The organism is Pandoraea pulmonicola (genome assembly GCF_000815105.2).
Classification (GTDB): domain Bacteria; phylum Pseudomonadota; class Gammaproteobacteria; order Burkholderiales; family Burkholderiaceae; genus Pandoraea; species Pandoraea pulmonicola.
This window is the reverse complement of sequence record NZ_CP010310.2, coordinates 5,835,287-5,853,747: the sequence shown is the minus strand read 5'-3', so window position 1 is coordinate 5,853,747 and position 18,461 is coordinate 5,835,287. Positions and strand designations below refer to the sequence as shown.

Annotated in this window: 11 protein-coding genes; 8 read left to right on the top strand and 3 right to left on the bottom strand. The window is 64.0% G+C overall.

Annotated elements, in window-relative coordinates; all coding sequences use genetic code 11:
• Positions 1-239 precede the first annotated feature (239 nt).
• The 6 genes from RO07_RS25320 (at position 240) to RO07_RS25295 (ending at position 9,469) form a co-directional block, all read left to right on the top strand.
• Complete coding sequence (locus RO07_RS25320; RefSeq protein WP_039406899.1) at positions 240-1,940, top strand: ClcB-like voltage-gated chloride channel protein; 1,701 nt, start codon at positions 240-242, stop codon at positions 1,938-1,940.
• A complete protein-coding gene (gene mnmC / locus RO07_RS25315; RefSeq protein WP_039406897.1) occupies positions 1,937-3,952 on the top strand; it encodes a bifunctional tRNA (5-methylaminomethyl-2-thiouridine)(34)-methyltransferase MnmC2/FAD-dependent 5-carboxymethylaminomethyl-2-thiouridine(34) oxidoreductase MnmC1 in 2,016 nt (671 codons plus the stop codon). The genes RO07_RS25320 and mnmC overlap by 4 nt, the downstream gene beginning before the upstream one ends.
• Before the next feature lie 510 nt (positions 3,953-4,462).
• Positions 4,463-5,668 (top strand): cation:proton antiporter, encoded by a 1,206-nt coding sequence (locus RO07_RS25310; RefSeq protein WP_039406896.1) that lies wholly within the window; start codon positions 4,463-4,465, stop codon positions 5,666-5,668.
• Between the two features lie 3 nt (positions 5,669-5,671).
• Positions 5,672-6,787: a YbdK family carboxylate-amine ligase gene (locus RO07_RS25305; RefSeq protein ID WP_039406894.1), complete on the top strand. Its 1,116-nt coding sequence runs from the start codon at positions 5,672-5,674 to the stop codon at positions 6,785-6,787.
• A gap of 1,414 nt (positions 6,788-8,201) precedes the next feature.
• A complete protein-coding gene (locus RO07_RS25300; protein ID WP_039406890.1) occupies positions 8,202-8,843 on the top strand; it encodes a MarR family winged helix-turn-helix transcriptional regulator in 642 nt (213 codons plus the stop codon).
• A gap of 173 nt (positions 8,844-9,016) precedes the next feature.
• The gene (locus RO07_RS25295; protein ID WP_039406887.1) at positions 9,017-9,469 is read left to right on the top strand and encodes an SET domain-containing protein; all 453 of its coding nucleotides are present in this window, start codon (positions 9,017-9,019) and stop codon (positions 9,467-9,469) included.
• A 140-nt stretch (positions 9,470-9,609) separates the two neighbouring features.
• On the opposite strand, the gene RO07_RS25290 is transcribed toward RO07_RS25295, so the two are convergent.
• Positions 9,610-9,915, bottom strand: a complete 306-nt coding sequence (locus RO07_RS25290) for a 4a-hydroxytetrahydrobiopterin dehydratase (protein ID WP_039406884.1) — start codon at positions 9,913-9,915, stop codon at positions 9,610-9,612.
• Positions 9,916-10,170: 255 nt separating this feature from the next.
• Entirely contained in the window at positions 10,171-11,016 is an 846-nt protein-coding gene (phhA, locus tag RO07_RS25285; protein ID WP_072637154.1) for a phenylalanine 4-monooxygenase, read from the bottom strand.
• Between the two features lie 141 nt (positions 11,017-11,157).
• On the opposite strand from phhA, the gene RO07_RS25280 reads away from it, so the two are divergent.
• Entirely contained in the window at positions 11,158-11,649 is a 492-nt protein-coding gene (locus tag RO07_RS25280; protein WP_039406882.1) for an Lrp/AsnC family transcriptional regulator, read from the top strand.
• Between the two features lie 30 nt (positions 11,650-11,679).
• Here RO07_RS25280 and RO07_RS25275 read toward each other — a convergent pair whose 3' ends face one another.
• A complete protein-coding gene (locus RO07_RS25275; RefSeq protein WP_039406880.1) occupies positions 11,680-12,189 on the bottom strand; it encodes an FUSC family protein in 510 nt (169 codons plus the stop codon).
• Positions 12,190-12,396: 207 nt separating this feature from the next.
• Here RO07_RS25275 and RO07_RS25270 point away from each other — a divergent pair, with 207 nt between their 5' ends.
• Positions 12,397-18,444 carry an alpha-2-macroglobulin family protein gene (locus RO07_RS25270; RefSeq protein WP_039406877.1) on the top strand — a complete coding sequence of 2,016 codons (6,048 nt, stop codon included), beginning with the start codon at positions 12,397-12,399 and terminating at the stop codon, positions 18,442-18,444.
• The last annotated feature ends 17 nt before the right edge of the window (positions 18,445-18,461 follow it).

Below are 18,461 nucleotides of genomic sequence, written 5' to 3'. Positions count from 1 at the left end.
ACAAATAGCGATACGGAAGCGGCAGACGCGGCCAAAACGGCATGGAAAGCGAAATCCCATCCCAAAACCACATTATCTGAGCAGTATTCAGTTTCCCCGACTCCCTTCGGCGATATTCCGCCCGTTGAGCCCTGCGCTTTCAAATTAAGTCGTCGGTCGATACCATGAGACCCAATTTCGATCACGACCGTCTCTTATCCGTGTCAGCAGTGTCCGCCTGGGCCAAATCGCCTGTCGTTGTGTGGGTGCGGCGTCAATTCGCACCGAACACCCTGCAAATCACGCTGCTGCTCGCCGGCATCGTCGGGCTGCTGGGGGCGTTGGCCACCGTGGCGTTCCGCGAAGCGCTCTCAGGGTTGCAGTTTCTGCTCGCGGGGCATCACAGCGGCATGGTGGAGTTGGCACGGGATCTGAACTGGTGGCAGCGCCTGCTGCTGCCGACCGCCGGCGGCCTCGTCGCGGGCCTGATTCTTCAGTACGCCACGCTATGGGTGCCGAAGAAGGGCGCGGACGACTACATGGAGGCCATCGCCATCGGTACCGGCGTGCTGAGCCTGCGCCAGACGCTGGTCAAGAGCCTGTCGTCGCTCTGGTCCGTCGCCTCGGGCGCCTCGATCGGGCGGGAAGGGCCGATGGTCCAGCTCGCGGCGATGTTCGCGTCGCTCGTCGGGCGGATGCTCGCGTTTCCTCCAGAGCGGCTGCGCCTGCTCGTGGCGTGCGGCGCGACGGCCGGCATCACCTCGGCCTACAACGCCCCGATTGCCGGCGCGCTCTTCATCTCCGAGATCGTCTACGGTTCGATTTCGACGGCCACCCTCGGGCCACTGGTCGTCGCCTCGGTCATCGCGAACATCGTCATTCGCCAGTTCCTCGGCTACGACGCGGTCTACCAGATGCCGCGCTTCGACTTCGTCTCCGGCTGGGAAGTCTTCTTTTACGTCGGTCTGGGCATTCTCGCGGGAGTACTCGCGCCGATGTTCCTGCGCCTGCTCGACACCGCCAAGCAGCGCTTCGGCGCGCTGCCCGTGCCGCTCTTCCTGCGTCTGGCGCTAGGCGGCCTGATCGTCGGGGTGCTCTCGTTGCAAGTACCGCACGTCTGGGGCAACGGCTACAGCGTGGTCAACTCGATCCTGCACACGCACTGGGCGTGGCAGGCGCTCGCCATGGTGCTGGTCTTCAAGGTGTTGGCGACCGCCTCGTCGGCCGGATCCGGTGCGGTGGGCGGGGTGTTCACGCCGACGCTCTTCGTCGGCGCCGCGCTCGGCAGCCTCTACGGTCTGGCGATGAATGCGCTTGCGCCGGCAACGGCGTCGGTCGCCAGCAGCTACGCGGTGGTCGGCATGGGCGCGTTTCTCGCGGCCACGACGTACGCGCCGCTCATGTCGATCCTGATGATCTTCGAGATGACGTTGAGCTATCAGGTGGTGCTCCCGCTCATGCTGGCATGCGTGACCGCCTATCTCACGGCACACACGCTGCGCACGGATTCGGTATATGCGAAGTCGCTGCGACGCAATCAGGTCGCCGGCCGCTGGCTGTCGATGACCGGCGAGGCCGGCAAGATGCGCTTGTCGTCGCTCGCCGAGAATAACGATGCGGTCTTGAGCGCCACCGCCACGTCGGACGCCATCGGCGAGCGTTTCGTCGCCACGGGCTATCGCAATCTCGTGGTGCGAGCCGAGGATGGCAGGCTCATCGGCTTGCTCGACGCCGCGAGCTGGTGGCGCCGGCAGGCGACGGGCCAACCTTGGCAATGGACGGAAGCGATTGCGCCATGCAAACCGCTGGACGGCGAGATGCCGTTGGTCGCCGCGCTGCGCGCGGTGGGCAAGCTGCAGGCCGACTGGGTGCCTGTGGTCGATGCACAAGGGAAGTGGCTCGGCGTGGTCTCTCTGCCGGGACTCATCGAGATTGTGACCGAAGAGCGGGGGGACGAATGAGTCGCCGTCCGGGCGCAAGCCCCATCACGCCGGCCGAACCGGCCACCGCCGACGACGGCACGCCTTATTCGGCAGCGTTCGACGACGTCTATCACAGCACCGACGGCGCGCTCGGTCAGGCGCGGCACGTCTTCCTCGGCGGCAATGACCTGCCCGAGCGCTGGCGCGGCCGCGAACAGTTCGTGATCGTCGAGACGGGCTTCGGTCTTGGACTGAACTTCCTCGCGACATGGGCCGCCTGGCGCGACGACCCGCAACGGCCCACGCGCCTGCACTTCGTGTCGGTGGAGAAATTTCCGTTCCGGCCGCAGGACCTGCGTCGCATGCTCGAACCGATGCTCGTGTTGCCGGGCATGACCGAGCTCGCGCCGCTGGTGCAGCGCCTGTGCGACGCCTGGCCCGCGCCCGTGGCCGGCTGGCACCGGCTCGAACTCGCTCACGGCGTGGTGCTGAGCGTCGGCTTTGGCGATTTCTTCGATCTGATGCCGTCGCTGCGCGTGGGCGCGGACGCATTCTTTCTCGATGGCTTCGCGCCATCGAAAAATCCTGACATGTGGTCAGCCGACGTCTTCAAAACGCTCGGCCGGATGGCGCGCGACGGCGCCACACTCGCCACCTATACCGCGGCCGGACAGGTGCGGCGCGATCTCATCGCAGTCGGCTTTCGGATGGAACGCAAACCGGGCTACGGTCGCAAGCGCGATATGCTCGCCGGCGTCTACGCACCGCCATATCGCATGCGCCGCTACGACCCGCCCGTCGCACCGCGCCGGCGTACCCGCGAGGCCATCGTCATCGGCGCCGGGATGGCGGGTGCCGCGATGGCCCGGCAACTCGTGGCGCGCGGCTGGCGGGTGCGGCTCTTCGAGCGGGCCCAGGCGCCAGGCTCGGCGGCGTCGGGCAACCCCGCTGGTGTCTTCCACCCGCAGTTGTCCGCCGACGACAACGTGTTGTCGAGACTCACCCGCGCCGGCTTTCTCTATGCGCTCTCGCAGTGGCGCACCTTGCCGGGCGGGCTGCCCGGGCGCGCCGACGGCCTGCTGCAAGTCGCCACCGACGAGGCGCAAGCGCAGGCGATGGAACAACTGATGATCGCCCAGGCGTACCCGCAGAGCTATGCGAAGTGGGTCGACGCAGCGCAAGCTTCCGCGCTGGCGGGGGAGACACTCGCTCATGGCGGTGTGTGGTTCCCCGAAGGTGGCTGGCTCGCCCCGGCCATGCTGTGCCGCGCGGAGCTGGTCGCTGCCGGGCCATCGCTCGATGCACGTTACGGCGTGTCAGTCGAGCGGCTGGAACGCCACGATGGGAGTGGTGGGCGCTGGACGGCCGTCGACGACGCCGGTCAGACGCTCGCCGAAGCAGACGTTGTCGTCGTGACGGCGGCGGATGTCTCGCAACGCCTGCTCGCCCCGTACCTCGCACCCGAGTTCATTCCCATCAGGAAAGTGCGCGGGCAATTGACGTTCCTGCCGCCCGATACCTTGCCCGGCCTGCGCGTGCCGGTCTGTGGCGATGGCTATGTCGCGCCGTCGCCGTTTGGCGGTGCAGGCCCGATCACGGGCGCCACCTACGGCTTCGACGATCCGGCCGAAGACGTTCGCGTGGCCGACCATCAGGCCAATCTGCGACGCCTCGCCGCGCTGCTGCCCGCCCATGCCGCCATCTTCGGCGATGCGGGACTCGCCGGCGAGAGCGCCGCCGTCGAGCTGGGTGGACGCACGGCGTTCCGTGCGCTCGTTCCCGATCGTCTGCCAATGGCCGGGCAATTGCCGGACGTGGCCGCGATCGAGTCGCAGCGGCAGCGACTCGCCGGCAGGCATCTGCGCGATCTGCCGCGTCTGGACGGCCTCCATGCCAGCTTCGCCTTCGGCTCGCGCGGACTGGTCTTCGCGTCGTTGTGCGCGGAGCTCGTTGCCAGCCAGATCGAAGGCGAGCCATGGCCGGTGGGCAGCGACCTCGCCGACGCCATCGACCCGGCGCGCTTTCTCATGCAGGCGCTGCGCAAAGGCTGAACGGGCGAAACGCCGAAGCACCGCGCATCCTCGGCGCGAAGTAACGTCGGCGGGTTGCCAGACAAGCGGCAGCGGGCAACCGTAGCTCGCGTGCAGTCTGCACCGTTCATCGGCGAGAAACCCTGAAGGCATACCGCCACGGTCCGAAATTCTCGTTCCGCCTCGATAAATCGAATCTGACCCCCATAGGATTGAAGGTCCACCCGCGCGGGGGCGACGCCCCCGGGCACTTCCGTCCTGTTCACCCTGGCATGGCGAGGCCTCATCTCCCCGAAGACGGTTTCCAAACGGCGGTTGGCCGCGCTGCGCCTCGCCCCGCACCCGGCACCTCCACTCGGCGGGCATGTGCGGGGGCGCCACCGGCCACCGGGAGCCTCGGAAAGCGAATGTGGCAAAATAACCCCAACCCTTCGGGTTCGTCGCGCATTTGTCCTTCATCTGCAACCCCGCGCGCGACTTTCTTTCCTTTTCACCACTTGATGCGCCGTCAAGCGGCGCAAAGCGAGCATTATGACGTCGGAACTGTCCCTCTTCCCGGGCTGGCCGCCGGCGCCCGATCCCGTTTTCTTTGCCGGGCTGGCATTGGTATTTGCCGGCCTCGCAGGGGAAATCTGTTTCCGGAGACTGCGCCTGCCGCGCATCACCGGTTACGCCGTGGTCGGGCTGGTTGGCGGCACCCTGGGTCTTTCCTCAACGCTGGACGCGCAAACGAGCGCGGCCATCCGGCTGCTGATCGACCTGGCGCTGGGCCTGCTGCTCTTCGAACTGGGCAGTCGCCTCAACCTGAAATGGATGCGGGCCAATCCCTGGATCATCGTCACGAGCGCGCTCGAAGCCCTGCTCACCTTTGTCGCGGTCTACGCCGTGCTGCGCGTGTTCAGCGTGACACCACTCACCGCGGTACTCATCGCGTCGATCAGCATGGCCACATCGCCGGCGGTCGTCATCCAGCTCAAGAACGAACTGCGCGCCGAAGGGCAGGTGACGGAACGACTGTTGGCGCTGGCGGCGCTCAACAGCGTGTACGCCGTGGTCGCCGTGAAGCTCGTCTACGGCTGGATGCACCAGGCGTATCACTCGAGCGTGTGGGTCGTGATGTTCCACCCGCTGTATCTGCTCGTCGGCTCGATCGTGCTGGCGTTCGTGCTGGCCAAGGCCTGCAACCTTGTGTTCCGCAGCTTCGGCAGCCAGGACCATCATGCGTTCGTGATGCTCATCGGCCTGATCATGTTGATGGTGGCGCTCGTGCATATGCTCAGGCTGCCGAACTCGCTCACGCTGCTGCTTGCCGGGATCATCTTCCGGAATCTGGAGGAACGCCCGCAACTCTGGCCGGCGTATTTCGGCACGGCCGGATGGTTGCTCGCGGTGGTGCTGTTCGTGCTGACCTCGCTGGCGTTCCAATGGGAGTACCTTGCACTCGGGGGTCTCGCCGCTGCGGCGATCATCGTCGTGCGTCTTGCCGCGAAGGTCGTGGGCACTGTCGCCGTCGCCCACCAGGCCGGTATCAGCTACAAGCAGGCCTTCGCGCTCGGGTTGTCGTTGTGCCCGGTGGCCAGTCTCGCGTTCGTACTCGTTGCCGATACGTACGACATCTACCCGCAGTTCGATCCGATGCTCAAGGCCGTGGTGATGTGTGTCATCGCGTTGCTGCAACTGGTCGCGCCGTTGGTGGTCTATTGGGCATTGGCCCTTGTCGGTGAACGGAAGGATTAAGCCATGTCACTAGAAGAATTCATTCCCTCGGACCCGTACACGTTCGGGGTGGAACTGGAGATGCAGATCGTCAATCTTCACGATTACGATCTGACCAAGGCAGCCGCGGACGTAATGCGGCTTGTGGCCAAGGAAACGCATCCGGGTGATATCAAGCCCGAGATGACGGAGAGCATGATCGAGCTCTCCACGGGCATCTGTAATCACCACAGTGACGCCGTGATGCAACTGAGGCGGATTCGCGACGTGCTGGTCGCGGCCGGCAAGCAGCTCAATATCGGGCTGTGCGGTGGCGGCACGCATGCCTTCCAGCGATGGAGCGAGCGCACGATCTACGATTCGCCTCGTTTCCATTTCCTGTCCGAGCTCTACGGCTATCTCGCCAAGCAGTTCACCGTCTTCGGCCAGCACGTGCACATCGGCTGTCCCGATCCGGACAGTGCGCTGTATCTGCTGCACGCGATGTCGCGCTATATCCCGCACTTTATTGCGCTGTCGGCGTCGTCGCCGTACGTGCAGGGGGTCGACACGGGTTTCCATTCGGCGCGACTGAACTCGGTGTTCGCGTTCCCGCTCTCGGGGCGTGCGCCGTTCGTACTCAAGTGGGAAGACTTCGAAACGTACTTCGACAAGATGGTGAAAACCGGCGTCGTCGAGAGCATGAAGGACTTCTACTGGGATATTCGACCGAAACCGGGTTTTGGGACGATCGAGGTCCGGGTGATGGATACCCCCTTGTCGGTCGACCGGGCGGCTGCCATCGCCTCTTATATCCAGTCCCTGGCCCGTTATCTGCTCGAGGAACGTCCGTTCGTGCTCAGCGAGGACGACTACCTGGTCTACACCTTCAACCGTTTCGAGGCCTGCCGTTTCGGTCTGGAAGGCGCATACGTGAACCCGCAGACGGGCGAACGCACCATGCTCGGCCAGCACGTTGCACACACGCTGGAGGTCATCAAGCCGCACGCGGCGGCGCTCGAGGCCGAAGGCGCCTGTGAAGAGATCCGCCAGTTGGTCGCCTCCGGCAAGAACGACGCTGTGTGGTTGCGCGAAGTCCACGCCAATGAGAAGTCGCTCAATGAGATGGTCCGTCAGCAATGTCTGCGGTGGGCAGCATGACATGAGGCAACACGAAACCCGGGCGTTCCGGACGCGTTGTGTTCGGCAATGTCCGTAGTTTTGCGATCGGTGTCACGAAACCCCGCCTTGGCGGGGTTTTTTATTGCCGTGACGGTCTGCAGCCGACGATGGGTGCGGCACTTGGCGGGAAGTGGCACCCCATGTGCCGCGTTCGGAACGAAACACGCCAGTGGGACAGGAAATCATGCATCGCAGGCGCTGCCTTTTCCACTGTTTCGACGGGGTCGGGTTTGCGGTTTTCGCGTCACTCGTAGCAAGGTTTTAAGGTTTTAATAGGTTTACTGTATGTATACATAGTAGTAGTTAACAAAGGCGACCCACTCCTGTGGATAACCACAGTTAACCGTGTGTAAACAGGATCTTGCCGAACTAAGAACTGGATGGAAAAACAGCGGGTATCCCAAGAACAACTCGGAACAGTTTTTGACCCCTGTGGAAACCTTCGCGAGTTATCCCGAAGCCATGCACATCTAGTCCGGTAAGTTATCCAGAAAGTTATCCACAGGCGCCTAAATTTTGTGCAGCAGACCCCCGAAAATGGGGTTTTGTGGATAATTTTGATGTTCTCGCATTGGCTACCCGGTTCGCGGCTACAATCTCGCCACTTGTTTTTGAGACTTACCGGGCGTGGTGTGAGAAGTGAGTAATGTTGGTTTTGCTGGCTGTAACGAGCGAAATCGCCGGTACTGTCGATTTCTTCATTTCGTGTGTCCAAACGGCAACGCCAACGGACATACCGACCCCCTCATTCCCAGACTTTTTTGGCGAAACCGTCCCTCGGCAACTAGCGACCGATGGTTGTGTTTCAAATCATTTGCGTTCTGTCCTAAACACATCGAAGAACGACGCGAGCAGGATCCGCCCTTGGAACGCCGCGAATCTCTCGAAAATCGAGGAAATTTTCTTACGGGGCGGTGGGGAACCTCGAGTAACGGAAAGGGATCGTTAAGGTCTGCGAGCCATGTCCGGCGCGGCTTCGGGCGCGAAGTCGAATCTGGTGAGGGATGCAAGAGAACGTCGCGCGTTACACCTATTCAGCAATCGATGAAATTCGCATGGAATGCGAAGCGTTTTCAATGAGGCCGGGATTCGCAGGGCGGGTGCGCAGGACACCAATATTCTGTAAACATCGTGAGTAGGATTTGGGAGATCAGTACAAGAACTGATACGCCAAAATTCAACTCGGAACACACAATGGAATCGTGGTGGGATGGCAGGTTCAACAGCGACTTGCCGTCGCGTATCGACACGGAAGTGCTTTAGGGTTTCCCCCGGGCGGGGCGCCGGAATGAAAGGCAAATGTTGGTGATGACGTGTGATGCACCGCCTGGGTGTTCGTATTTGACAAGCTGTTTTATCGACGTATAGTTTTTAGAAATCCTAAAGAAAAATCATGGCTACTCCGACCCCACTTGATGAAGCGCTTTCCAAGCGCGTGACGGCAGGTTTGTTGCGCATCGGAACTGCGTTACGGAGCCACGCCTGGGAGGGCGCGGCAATGGCTGGATTGACGCCGACGCAGGGTGAGATCCTCACTCTCCTGCTTGCGCGCGGCGTGCCGATGCGACTGGGCGAAATTGCGGAGGATGCCGCGCTCACATCGGCCACGGTCAGTGAGGCCGTGAGCACACTCGAGAGCAAGGATCTGGTAGAGAAACGCCGCGACGTCAACGACGGTCGTGCATTGGCCCTGCGTTTGACCGCACGCGGCAAGACCGCCGCGAAGAAGGCCTCGCAATGGGCGAACTTCCTGATGACGGCATCCGAAACGCTCAACGAGAAGGAGCGTGCGCAGTTCTATCGGACGCTGCTCAAACTCGTCTTCACGATGCAGGAACGCGGCGACATGCCGCCGCAACGCATGTGTCTGACGTGCAGCCACTTCGAGGCGAACGCGCGGGGCAAAGGATCGTACTACTGCAATCACTTCAACGCGACGTACGACGATTCCCGACTGCCGATCGATTGTAACGCGTACGAGGAAGCCGACATCGCCACGCAGCGCAAGGTCTGGAAACTCTACAGCAAGGCCTGAATGCGACCTGAGCGCGAGGCGTCGATTCGTCTCGCGCTGGCTGCGCGCCCGAGGGAGGAGAACGTCAACCGGTACCGGGTGACGTTTTTTTTCGTTTGGCTTTGTCACGCACATGACGGGCTCGTGCCTGTACACTGCGCTTTTTTGCATTCACGAAACCTCGTCGCATAGACATGGCAGCCAAGCGCAGAATCGAAGTCAGGAAGTCCGGCGTCCACGGTAAGGGTGTGTACGCGGTCAAGCGTCTCAAAAAGGGAGATCGCGTGATCGAGTACAAGGGCGAGATCATTTCGTGGCGCGAAGCCTTGCGCCGTCATCCGCATGATCCGGAACACCCCACGCACACGTTCTACTTCAGTCTGGAAGACGGACGCTGTATCGACGGCAAGGTCGACGGCAACAACGCCCGCTGGATCAATCATGCATGCTCGCCGAACTGCGAAGCGCGCGAAAAGGGCAAGCACGTGTATATCTACGCCTTGCGAGACATCGAGCCCGGCGAAGAGCTTTTCTACGATTACGGTCTGGTGATCGACGCGCGCTACACCAAGAAACTCAAACGGGAATACGCGTGCCACTGCGGCAGCAAGAATTGCCGCGGCACGTTGCTGGCGCCCAAACGCTGACGAGTTGATGCGGGGAGAGGGCGGAGGAGGCGGCATCGGTGCGGATCGGGCCCGCGGTGTGAATCCCGGCCGCGATACCGTCCGATGCTGAGGAAGACGCCCCGAATCGTAGTGCTGGGGCAATGAGGAGGCAGACGGGCTCAGCTCGAGCTGCGATCGCCAGCGAACTGGTCGATGGCAAGCGCGAGATCGACGTCGCGCTGGGTCAGACCGTCGGCGTCGTGCGTCGAGAGTGTGATGTCCACCCGGTTGTAGACGTTGAACCACTCGGGATGGTGATTCATCTTCTCGGCCTTGAGCGCGACCTGCGCCATGAAGCCGAAGGCTTCGTTGAAGTCGTGAAACGTGAAGCTGCGCTGGATGGCATCGCGGCCGACCACCTGGTGCCACTCGGGCAGCACTTCGGCCAGGCTGGCGCGAGCCTCGGATGAGAGTCGTGTTGTCATGGCATTCCTTTCAAAACGTTCGGTTTGAATCGGGCCGATTCGAATGTACCGGTGTCGGCACGACACCGATGATGACTGCGAGCGGGGACGGGAGGATACTCTGCCGGGCCACGCGCAGCGCCCATGAAGCGGCGGGGTCGCCTGCTCATGCGGACTATTGTTTCACAGGCTGGCGGCGCGTGTGTTGAGACGCCCGGCGAGTGCGAGGCCGTGCCAAGGGATGGGGCGGACGCGGCCCGCGTGCGGGCCACGTCGTCATGCCGGCAACAGGATCGACGTGTCTTCCGGCCGACGCGCGTTGGCCGCAAACGGCGACGTCTCGGCAAACGCCTTGAACAGCGCCGGCAGATCGGCGCGCATCGCATCGAACAACTGGGCAAAGTCGTCGATCACGAAGTACGTTTGCTGAAACGTGTCGATGCGGTATTGCGTGCGCAGTACGCGTTCGAGCGAGAACCCGATGCGGTTCGGCTCGCGCGAGGTGAGAGAGAACTCGGTTTCACCCCGGCTCGAGACGATGCCCGCGCCGTAGATGCGCAGACCGTCGCCATCGCGCATCAGACCGAATTCGACGGTGTACCAGTACAGACGTGCGAGCAACGGCAGCGCCCCGAGCGATTGCGCAATCCTGCCGGCCTGGCCGTAGGCTTGCATGAAGTCGGCGAATACCGGATCGGCGAGCAGCGGCACGTGACCGAACACGTCGTGAAAGCAATCGGGTTCCTGCAGGTAATCGAGTTGATCGGGGCGTCGCATCCACCACGTGGCCGGAAAGCGACGATTGGCGAGATGGTCGAAGAAGACTTCGTCCGGCACGAGACCGGGCACCGCCACGACCTGCCAGCCGGTAGCCGCCATCAGTTTTTCGTTGAGACGGTCGAACTCCGGTACGCGACGGGCGTCCATGTCGAGAGCGCGAATGCCATCCATGAATGCCTCGCAGACACGACCGGGCAGCATCGCCGTCTGGCGTTCGTAGAGCTGTTGCCACACCGCGTGATCGACCGCGCCGTATTGTTCGACGGGCTGATCGATGGTGAAGTCGGGCCGGGTCGTGAGACCGGCGTCGAACTGCTCCTGAAGCATGGCGGTGAGGGACATGATACGAGCGACTCAATCAAGCGGTTGCAATGATTGAAAGTGTAGTGCGCATGGCATGCGAAATGGGCGCATAATGCGCCTGTGGTGAAAGTGGTTTGCATAAAGTTCGCATAAAAAAGCGATTTATTGCGGAGAATCGTCATGCTTGATTTGGATAGCTTCGATTTGGCCCTTCTGGACGCCTTGCAGAAGGAAGGACGGGCCACGCATCACCAGTTGGCCGAGCACGTGGCGCTTTCGGCGTCGCAGATCGGCCGGCGCTTGCAACGGCTCGAAGCGGCGGGGGTCATCGAGGGATATCGCGTGGTGTTGCGGCCCGAGGCGTTGGGCCTGGCCGTGACGGCATTCACGACGCTGCGACTGCAGCATCACGGCGACCAGGTCATCGAGCGCTTCCAGGCGGAGATCGATCTGTTGCCCGAAGTGCTCGAATGTCATGCCGTGGTCGGCGAGGCGGATTACCTGCTGCGCATCGTGGTCCCGGATCTGAACGCCCTGTCGGCGTTCGTCATGAAGCGGCTGATGCAGGTGCCGGGCGTCGAGAACGTTCGCTCGAACATCGTGCTGAGCGCCTTCAAGCGCAGCAACGCGCTGCCCCTCCACTATCTGGCCAACCGGCAGACGTCGCGCTGACACGCGCGGCGCGGCCGATGGCCGCATGCCTCAATCGGACGGCATGAACCAGGGTTTCACGTACCGCCCATAGATCAGCGACTGGATCAGGGCGACCGTGGAGCCGACCAGCACTTCGATCACGCGCAACATGGCGAGGCTCAGTTCTTCGTGCAGCCCCTGTCCGCTCAGCGCCGCGGACATCAGAATCACGACGGTCGCCGGTCCGAGGCGCCAGTTGGCCGGGTAGTTCTGCACCAGCATGGCGGCGAGGGTGGCGATGGTGATGCCCAGGAGCATCGCCAGCAGTCCCGGCCCGATTACCAGCAAGACGACACAAGCCACGACCGCGCCGGCAATCGTGTTGATCGAACGCGCCTTGAAGTTGCTGCGCGCCTGCGTTGGATCGGGCTCCGTGACGACAATGAGCGAGATCATCGCCCAGTACGGCTCGGGAAAGCCCGCCGCGCGCAGACCGAACCAGACGATCAGCGAACCACTGAGGATCTTGACCAGATAGACCAGCGCGTTCTTCTTCGGATGGAGAAAGGCGACGGACATGGCGTGCTCGCAACGCACATAGGAAAGACGTCAGTGTGACATAGGCTACTTCCTAGACCCAGCGTCCTGTATTCCGAAGTTACGAGGCGAGCAATCCGAATTGTGGCGCTTGTCTATCGAACGATGCCGGAATTGGCCAGAAACGGTTCGAATTGCCAAAGACCGCGGGTTAGAATCGCCTCACCAGAACTCGGGGAGGAGTCCGGCATGCATCGCAGAACGCAACGCGTCTGGCCGGCTGCGCCGTTGGCGTGGGCGGCACTCTGTCTAGGAATGTGGATGACGTCGCCGGCACATGCCGCACGCGTCGTCAGCGTGAGTCCGCAGGGCGAAGTCGCCAGCGTCGATCAGGTCGTTGTGAAGTTCGACGAGGCGATGGTGCCGGCGGGCGATCCGCGCGCGCAGGCGCCGGCTGCCGTGCGATGCACGGATGCCTCGCTCACCGGCGACGGCCACTGGCTCGAACCGAAGATCTGGGTCTACGACTTCAAACAACCATTGCCGCCGGGGGCGAAATGCACGGTGGAGGCGCGCAGCGGCCTGTCCGCTGTCTCCGGTACGGCGCTCTCGGGCACGACGCGTTACGCGTTCAACACGGGCGGCCCGGCCGTCACCAACATTCGTCCGTCGTATGGTCCGATCGACGAAAATCAGATTTTCGTTCTCACGCTCAATGGTGCGGCGCAGCCCGCCAGCGTGACGCAGAACGCCTGGTGCGAGACCGAGGGCGTGGGCGAGCGTCTTGGCGTGAAGTGGATCGAAGGCGATACGCGCGCCGCGCTGCTCAAACGCTTCAATCTCGACAAGCAGGCCGCGCGCGTGGTCATGCTGCAATGCAATCGCACGCTCGCCGCAGGCGCCAAGATGCATCTGGTGTGGGGTGCGGGTATCACGACGCCGTCGGGCGTGCCGACGCGCCAGGCGCGACGCTTCGAATACGACGTGCGCGAGCCGTTTACCGCCAGCTTCAGTTGCGAGCGCGAGAACGCCAACGCACCATGCACGCCGTTGCGTCCGCTGCGTCTGACGTTCAATTCGCCGGTCGCGCGCGACATGGCCGCCAGGATACGGCTGCAAGGCGCTGGGGCGGAACGGACACCCAAATTCAGCGATACGGACCGAACGTCCAGTGTCAGTGACGTGACGTTCGATGCGCCATTCCCGGAAAAGGCCGAACTCACCATCACGCTGCCGAAAGGCTTTGCCGACGACAGCGGTCGTGCGCTCGACAACGCGAGCGAATTCCCACTGAAGACGAAGACGGCGACCATGCCGCCGCTGGCCAAGTTCGCCGCGGCGCCGTTCGGGATCGTCGAGCGCTTCGCTGAGCCGGGCATGCCGCCGATGCTGCCCGTCACGCTTCGCAAGGTCGAGCCGGCGCTGCAGATCAACGGTCTGGGCGTGGCGGGGGAGGCGGCCAGGGCGCTCGATGCCGCCAACGCCAACGCGAACGGCCGCACGATGCAGTTGCGCGTCGACGACGATGTGCAGGTCATGGAGTGGCTCTCGCGCGTGCGCCGGTTCGACGAAACGACGATGACGCGCAAGCAGATCGCCGAAGCCATGCCGACGATCCTCACGGCGCCCGCCGCGAAGGAGACGTTCGGGCCGAATGCCGCGACGATCGTCGAAGACAAGATCACGCGCTACGACACGCGCAGCCTGTCGCTGCTTTCCGGTCTGCCGGGCGTACAGGCATTGACGCTGCCGGTGCCGAAGGACAAGGACCCGCGTCCGTTCGAGGTCGTGGGTATCCCGTTCCAGAAGCCGGGCTTCTATGTCGTGGAGCTGGCGTCGCCCTCGCTGGGGGCGGCGCTGCTCGGCAAGTCGCTGCCGATGTACGTGCGCACCACCGTGCTCGTCACCAATCTCGGTGTGCACTTCAAGACGGGCCGCGAGAATGCCGTGGCGTGGGTGACCACGCTCGACAAGGGGCAGCCCGTGGCCAACGCGCACGTGCGCGTGCTCGACTGCGACGGCACCGAAGTGGCCTCCGCCGTGACCGACAAGACCGGTGTGGCGAAGATCGACAAGTCGCTCGATCGTTACCGCTATTGCGAGAAGACGATGCGCTCGGGTTACTTCGTGGTTGCCCGCACGCAAGGAAACGATCCGGACATGGCGTTTGTGTCGTCGGACTCGGATCGCGGCATCGAGCCCTGGCGTTTCCATGTGCCGACCGATGGCGGCAGCAGCCCGACCGTTCGTGCCCAGACCGTGTTCGATCGCATGCTGTTCCGCGTTGGCGAGACCGTGTCGATGAAGCACTTCATCCGCCAGGAAACCATGCAGGGGCTGGCGTTGCCCGCGGCCTTGCCGTCGCAACTGACGATCACGCATCAGGGATCGGGGCAGACGTACACGCAACCGGTCAAGTGGCGCAACGGACGGCTTGCCGAGAACAGCTTCCAGATTCCGCAGGGGGCGAAGCTCGGCGAGTATTCGGTCACACTCGACTACACCGATGGCGACACACGGCCGAAAAGCTATCCCACGTCGCTCGACGCCGGGCATTTCCGCGTGGAAGCGTTCCGGCTGCCGGTGCTCGCCGGCTCGATCGGCGTGCGCGACGCCGCAAAGTCGCCGCTCATCAACAAGACGGAAGCACCGGTGAGCGTGCAGGTGAACTACGTCGCGGGCGGGCCGGCCGGCAATTTGCCGGTTCGTGTCTCCGCGCTGCTGCGCGTGCGCGATCTGACGTTCGACGGTTACGACGACTTCAGCTTTACGCCGTACCGTCCGCCGTCAACCCAGTCCGGCGCGCCGGACGACGGCGATCAGGGCAACGACGAGAACTCGGGGTCGAGCGACCAGAAGCTGGTAGCCGACAAGCAGCGGCTCGTGCTCGATCGCAACGGCGCCGGCAATCTGACGCTCAAGGACTTGCCGAAGGTCGACCGGCCGAGCGACCTGGTGCTCGAAGCGAGCTTTGCGGACCCCAACGGGGAGATCCAGACGCTGCGCGGCAATGCCACGTTGTGGCCGGCCAACCTGATCACCGGCGTGCGCAGCGAGAGTTGGGTATCGGTGACCAACAAGCTGCCTGTGAAGGCGCTCGCGCTCGATCTGCGCGGCAAGCCGAAAGCCGGTGTCGCCATGGACGTGCGCGCCGAGGCGCGGATCACGACCAGCAGTCGCAAGCGCATGGTCGGTGGGTTCTACGCCTACGACAACCGTACGGAAGTGAAGGATCTTGGCACCGTATGCAGCGGCAAGACCGACGATCATGGATTGTTGTCGTGCGACGTGTCGCTCTCGCAGCCGGGGGAGATCACGCTCGTGGCGCAAGCCAAGGATGACAAGGGCAACCTGAGCACGTCGACGACCAGCGTCTGGGTGACCGGTCGCGGCGAAGTCTGGTTCGGTGGCGACAACACCGACCGTATGGACGTGCTGCCGGAGCGCCGCGCCTACGAGCCGGGCGAGACCGCCAAGCTGCAGGTGCGCATGCCGTTCCGTTCGGCCACGGCGCTCGTCGCCATCGAGCGGGAAGGCGTGATGGAGACGCGCACGATGGAGATTTCGGGCAAGGATCCGAACATCTCGCTCAAGGTGGATCCGTCGTGGGGGCCGAACGTCTATGTCTCGGTGCTCGCCGTGCGCGGACGCATTCACGAGGTGCCGTGGTACTCGTTCTTCCAGTGGGGCTGGAAACAGCCGCTGGAGTGGTTCCGAGCGTTCTGGTACGAGGGCCGGGAGTATCAGGCGCCCACGGGGCTGGTCGATCTGGGCAAGCCGGCGTATCGCTTCGGACTTACCGAGTTGCGTGTCGGCACCGCCGGCCAGCGTCTCGGCGTGGAGGTGAAGCCCGACGCGCCCACGTATCCGGTGCGCGGTCATGCGAAGGTGCGCATCAAGGTCACGCAGCCCGACGGCAAACCGGTTGCAGCAGGTTCGGAGGTCGCGGTGGCGGCCGTCGACGAGGCGCTGCTGGAACTCGCGCCGAACACCAGCTGGAATCTCCTGGATGCCATGTGGCAGCGGCGCAGTTACAGCGTGACGACGGCCACGGCGCAGATGGAGATCATCGGTCGTCGCCACTATGGGCGCAAAGCGGTGCCTGCCGGCGGTGGCGGCGGAAAGAGCCCCACGCGCGAGCTGTTCGATACGTTGCTGCTGTGGCAGCCGCGCGTCGTGCTCGACGACAAGGGCGAAGCGAGTGTCGATGTGCCGCTCAACGACTCGCTGTCGAGCTTCCGCATCGTGGCCGTGGCCGACGACGGCAAACCGGGGGCGCAGGCGCTCGGCTGGTTCGGCACGGGCAGTGCGACGATCCGCACCACGCAGGATCTGCAACTGATCTCGGGCTTGCCGCCGCTGGTGCGTGAGGGCGACAACTATCGCGCGCAGTTCACCGTCCGCAACACGACGCAACACGCCATGCAGGTGCAATTGACGGCGCGGGCGACCCAACTGACGCTCGCGCCACAGCGCGTCGATGTGCCCGCCGGCGAATCCCGCGAGGTGGCCTGGGAAGTGACCGCGCCAACGGGGCTCGCGGACACGCGCGCGCAGCGTCTGCTCTGGGAGGTCAGCGCGCAGGCGCCGGCCGCCGGTGGCGGGCCTGCGGCGAGCGATGCGATCAAGGTGGGCCAGGACATACAGCCGTCGTTGCCGGCCACCGTGCAGCAGTCGGTGCTCATGCAGGTCGAGGGCAGCCTGACGCTGCCCATGGCGCCGCCCGCGGGGGCGGTGAGCGACAGTACCGGCAAGTTGCGCGGGGGTGTTCGCGTGAGCATGCAACCGCGTCTGTCGCAGGGGCTGCCCGGCGTGAAGCGCTGGTTCGAGCTCTATCCGTATGCGTGTCTGGAACAGCAGGCGTCGAAGGCGCTTGGCCTGCGCGACGCCGCGCAATGGAAGCGAGTGATGGGCACGTTGCCGTCGTATCTCGACGACGATGGTCTGGCGAGCTACTTCCCGCCGCAGGAAGGCTTTGCCAACCAGGGTAGCGATACGCTCACCGCCTACCTGCTGTCCGTGAGCAGCGAGGCCAAGGCGCTCGACCCGGCGTATGCGTTGCCGGACGACGCGTTGGCTCGCATGCAGGATGGTCTGGCGGCGTTCGTGGAAGGGCGTCTGACGCGCCGCTTCTGGGCGCCGCGCGACGACCTGACCTTGCGCAAGCTCAGCGCCATCGAGGCCTTGTCGAGGTACGGCAGGGCGAATGCACGCATGTTGAGTTCGCTAACCCTCACGCCGAACGACTGGCCGACGTCGGCCGTGATCGACTGGTACGCCATCCTGCAACGCCTGCCCGATGCACCGCAGCGCGCCGAGCGTCTGGCGCAGGCCGAGCAGATCCTGCGCGCGCGCCTGTCGTACCAGGGTACGCGCGTGGGTTTCTCGACGCAGTCGAGCGACGGCCTGTGGTGGTTGATGGTCGGTCCCGAGACCAACGCGGCGCGTCTGGCGTTGCTGATGAACGCCAATCCCGCGTGGAAGGACGACATGCCGCGACTGGTGATCGGGCTGCTGGGTCTGCAGTCGCGTGGAGCCTGGTCGACGACGACGGCGAACGTCTGGGGCGGGCTGGCGGTGGATCGCTTCTCGGCGCGCTTCGAGCACGATACGCCGACGGGCCAGACCGCGATCCAATGGCAGCGCGACAATCAGACCAGCGGTGGCGTGCAGACGGTGGACTGGGACAAGCTCAAGCCGGGCGCCGTGCCGCCGACCGTCTCGCTGCCGTGGCTCAGCCACGCCGCCTCGGGATCGGACAGCGCGCGCGACGTGTTGCGTCTCGATCAGACCGGCGCCGGCAAGCCGTGGGCGACCATCCAGAGTCTCGCGGCGGTGCCGCTCAAGGCGCCATTCTCGGCGGGCTATCGCGTCACGCGCAGCGTCCAGGTGCAGGATGCGGCAGAGCGCAGCGGCGAGAGCTTCGTGCGCGGCGCCGTGTTGCGCGTGCGGCTCGACATCGACGCCCAGGCCGATATGCGCTGGGTCGTGGTGAGCGATCCGCTGCCGGGCGGGGCGACGGTGCTTGGCGGCGGATTGGGACGCGATTCGGCGATTGCCACGCAGGGCGAAAAGAGCGAGGGCGCCATGCCCGCCTTCGAGGAACGGGCGCAGGACGCTTACCGCGCCTACTTCGACTATCTGCCGAAGGGGCAGCATCGGATCGAGTACACGGTGCGTCTGAACAATGTGGGCAAGTTCGCGACACCGCCGACGCGCGTCGAAGCGATGTACGAGCCCGCCATGTACGGCGAGACGCCGAACGCGCCGGTGCAGGTCGTGCCCGCCAAACCATGAGTGCTGGAGCGATACCG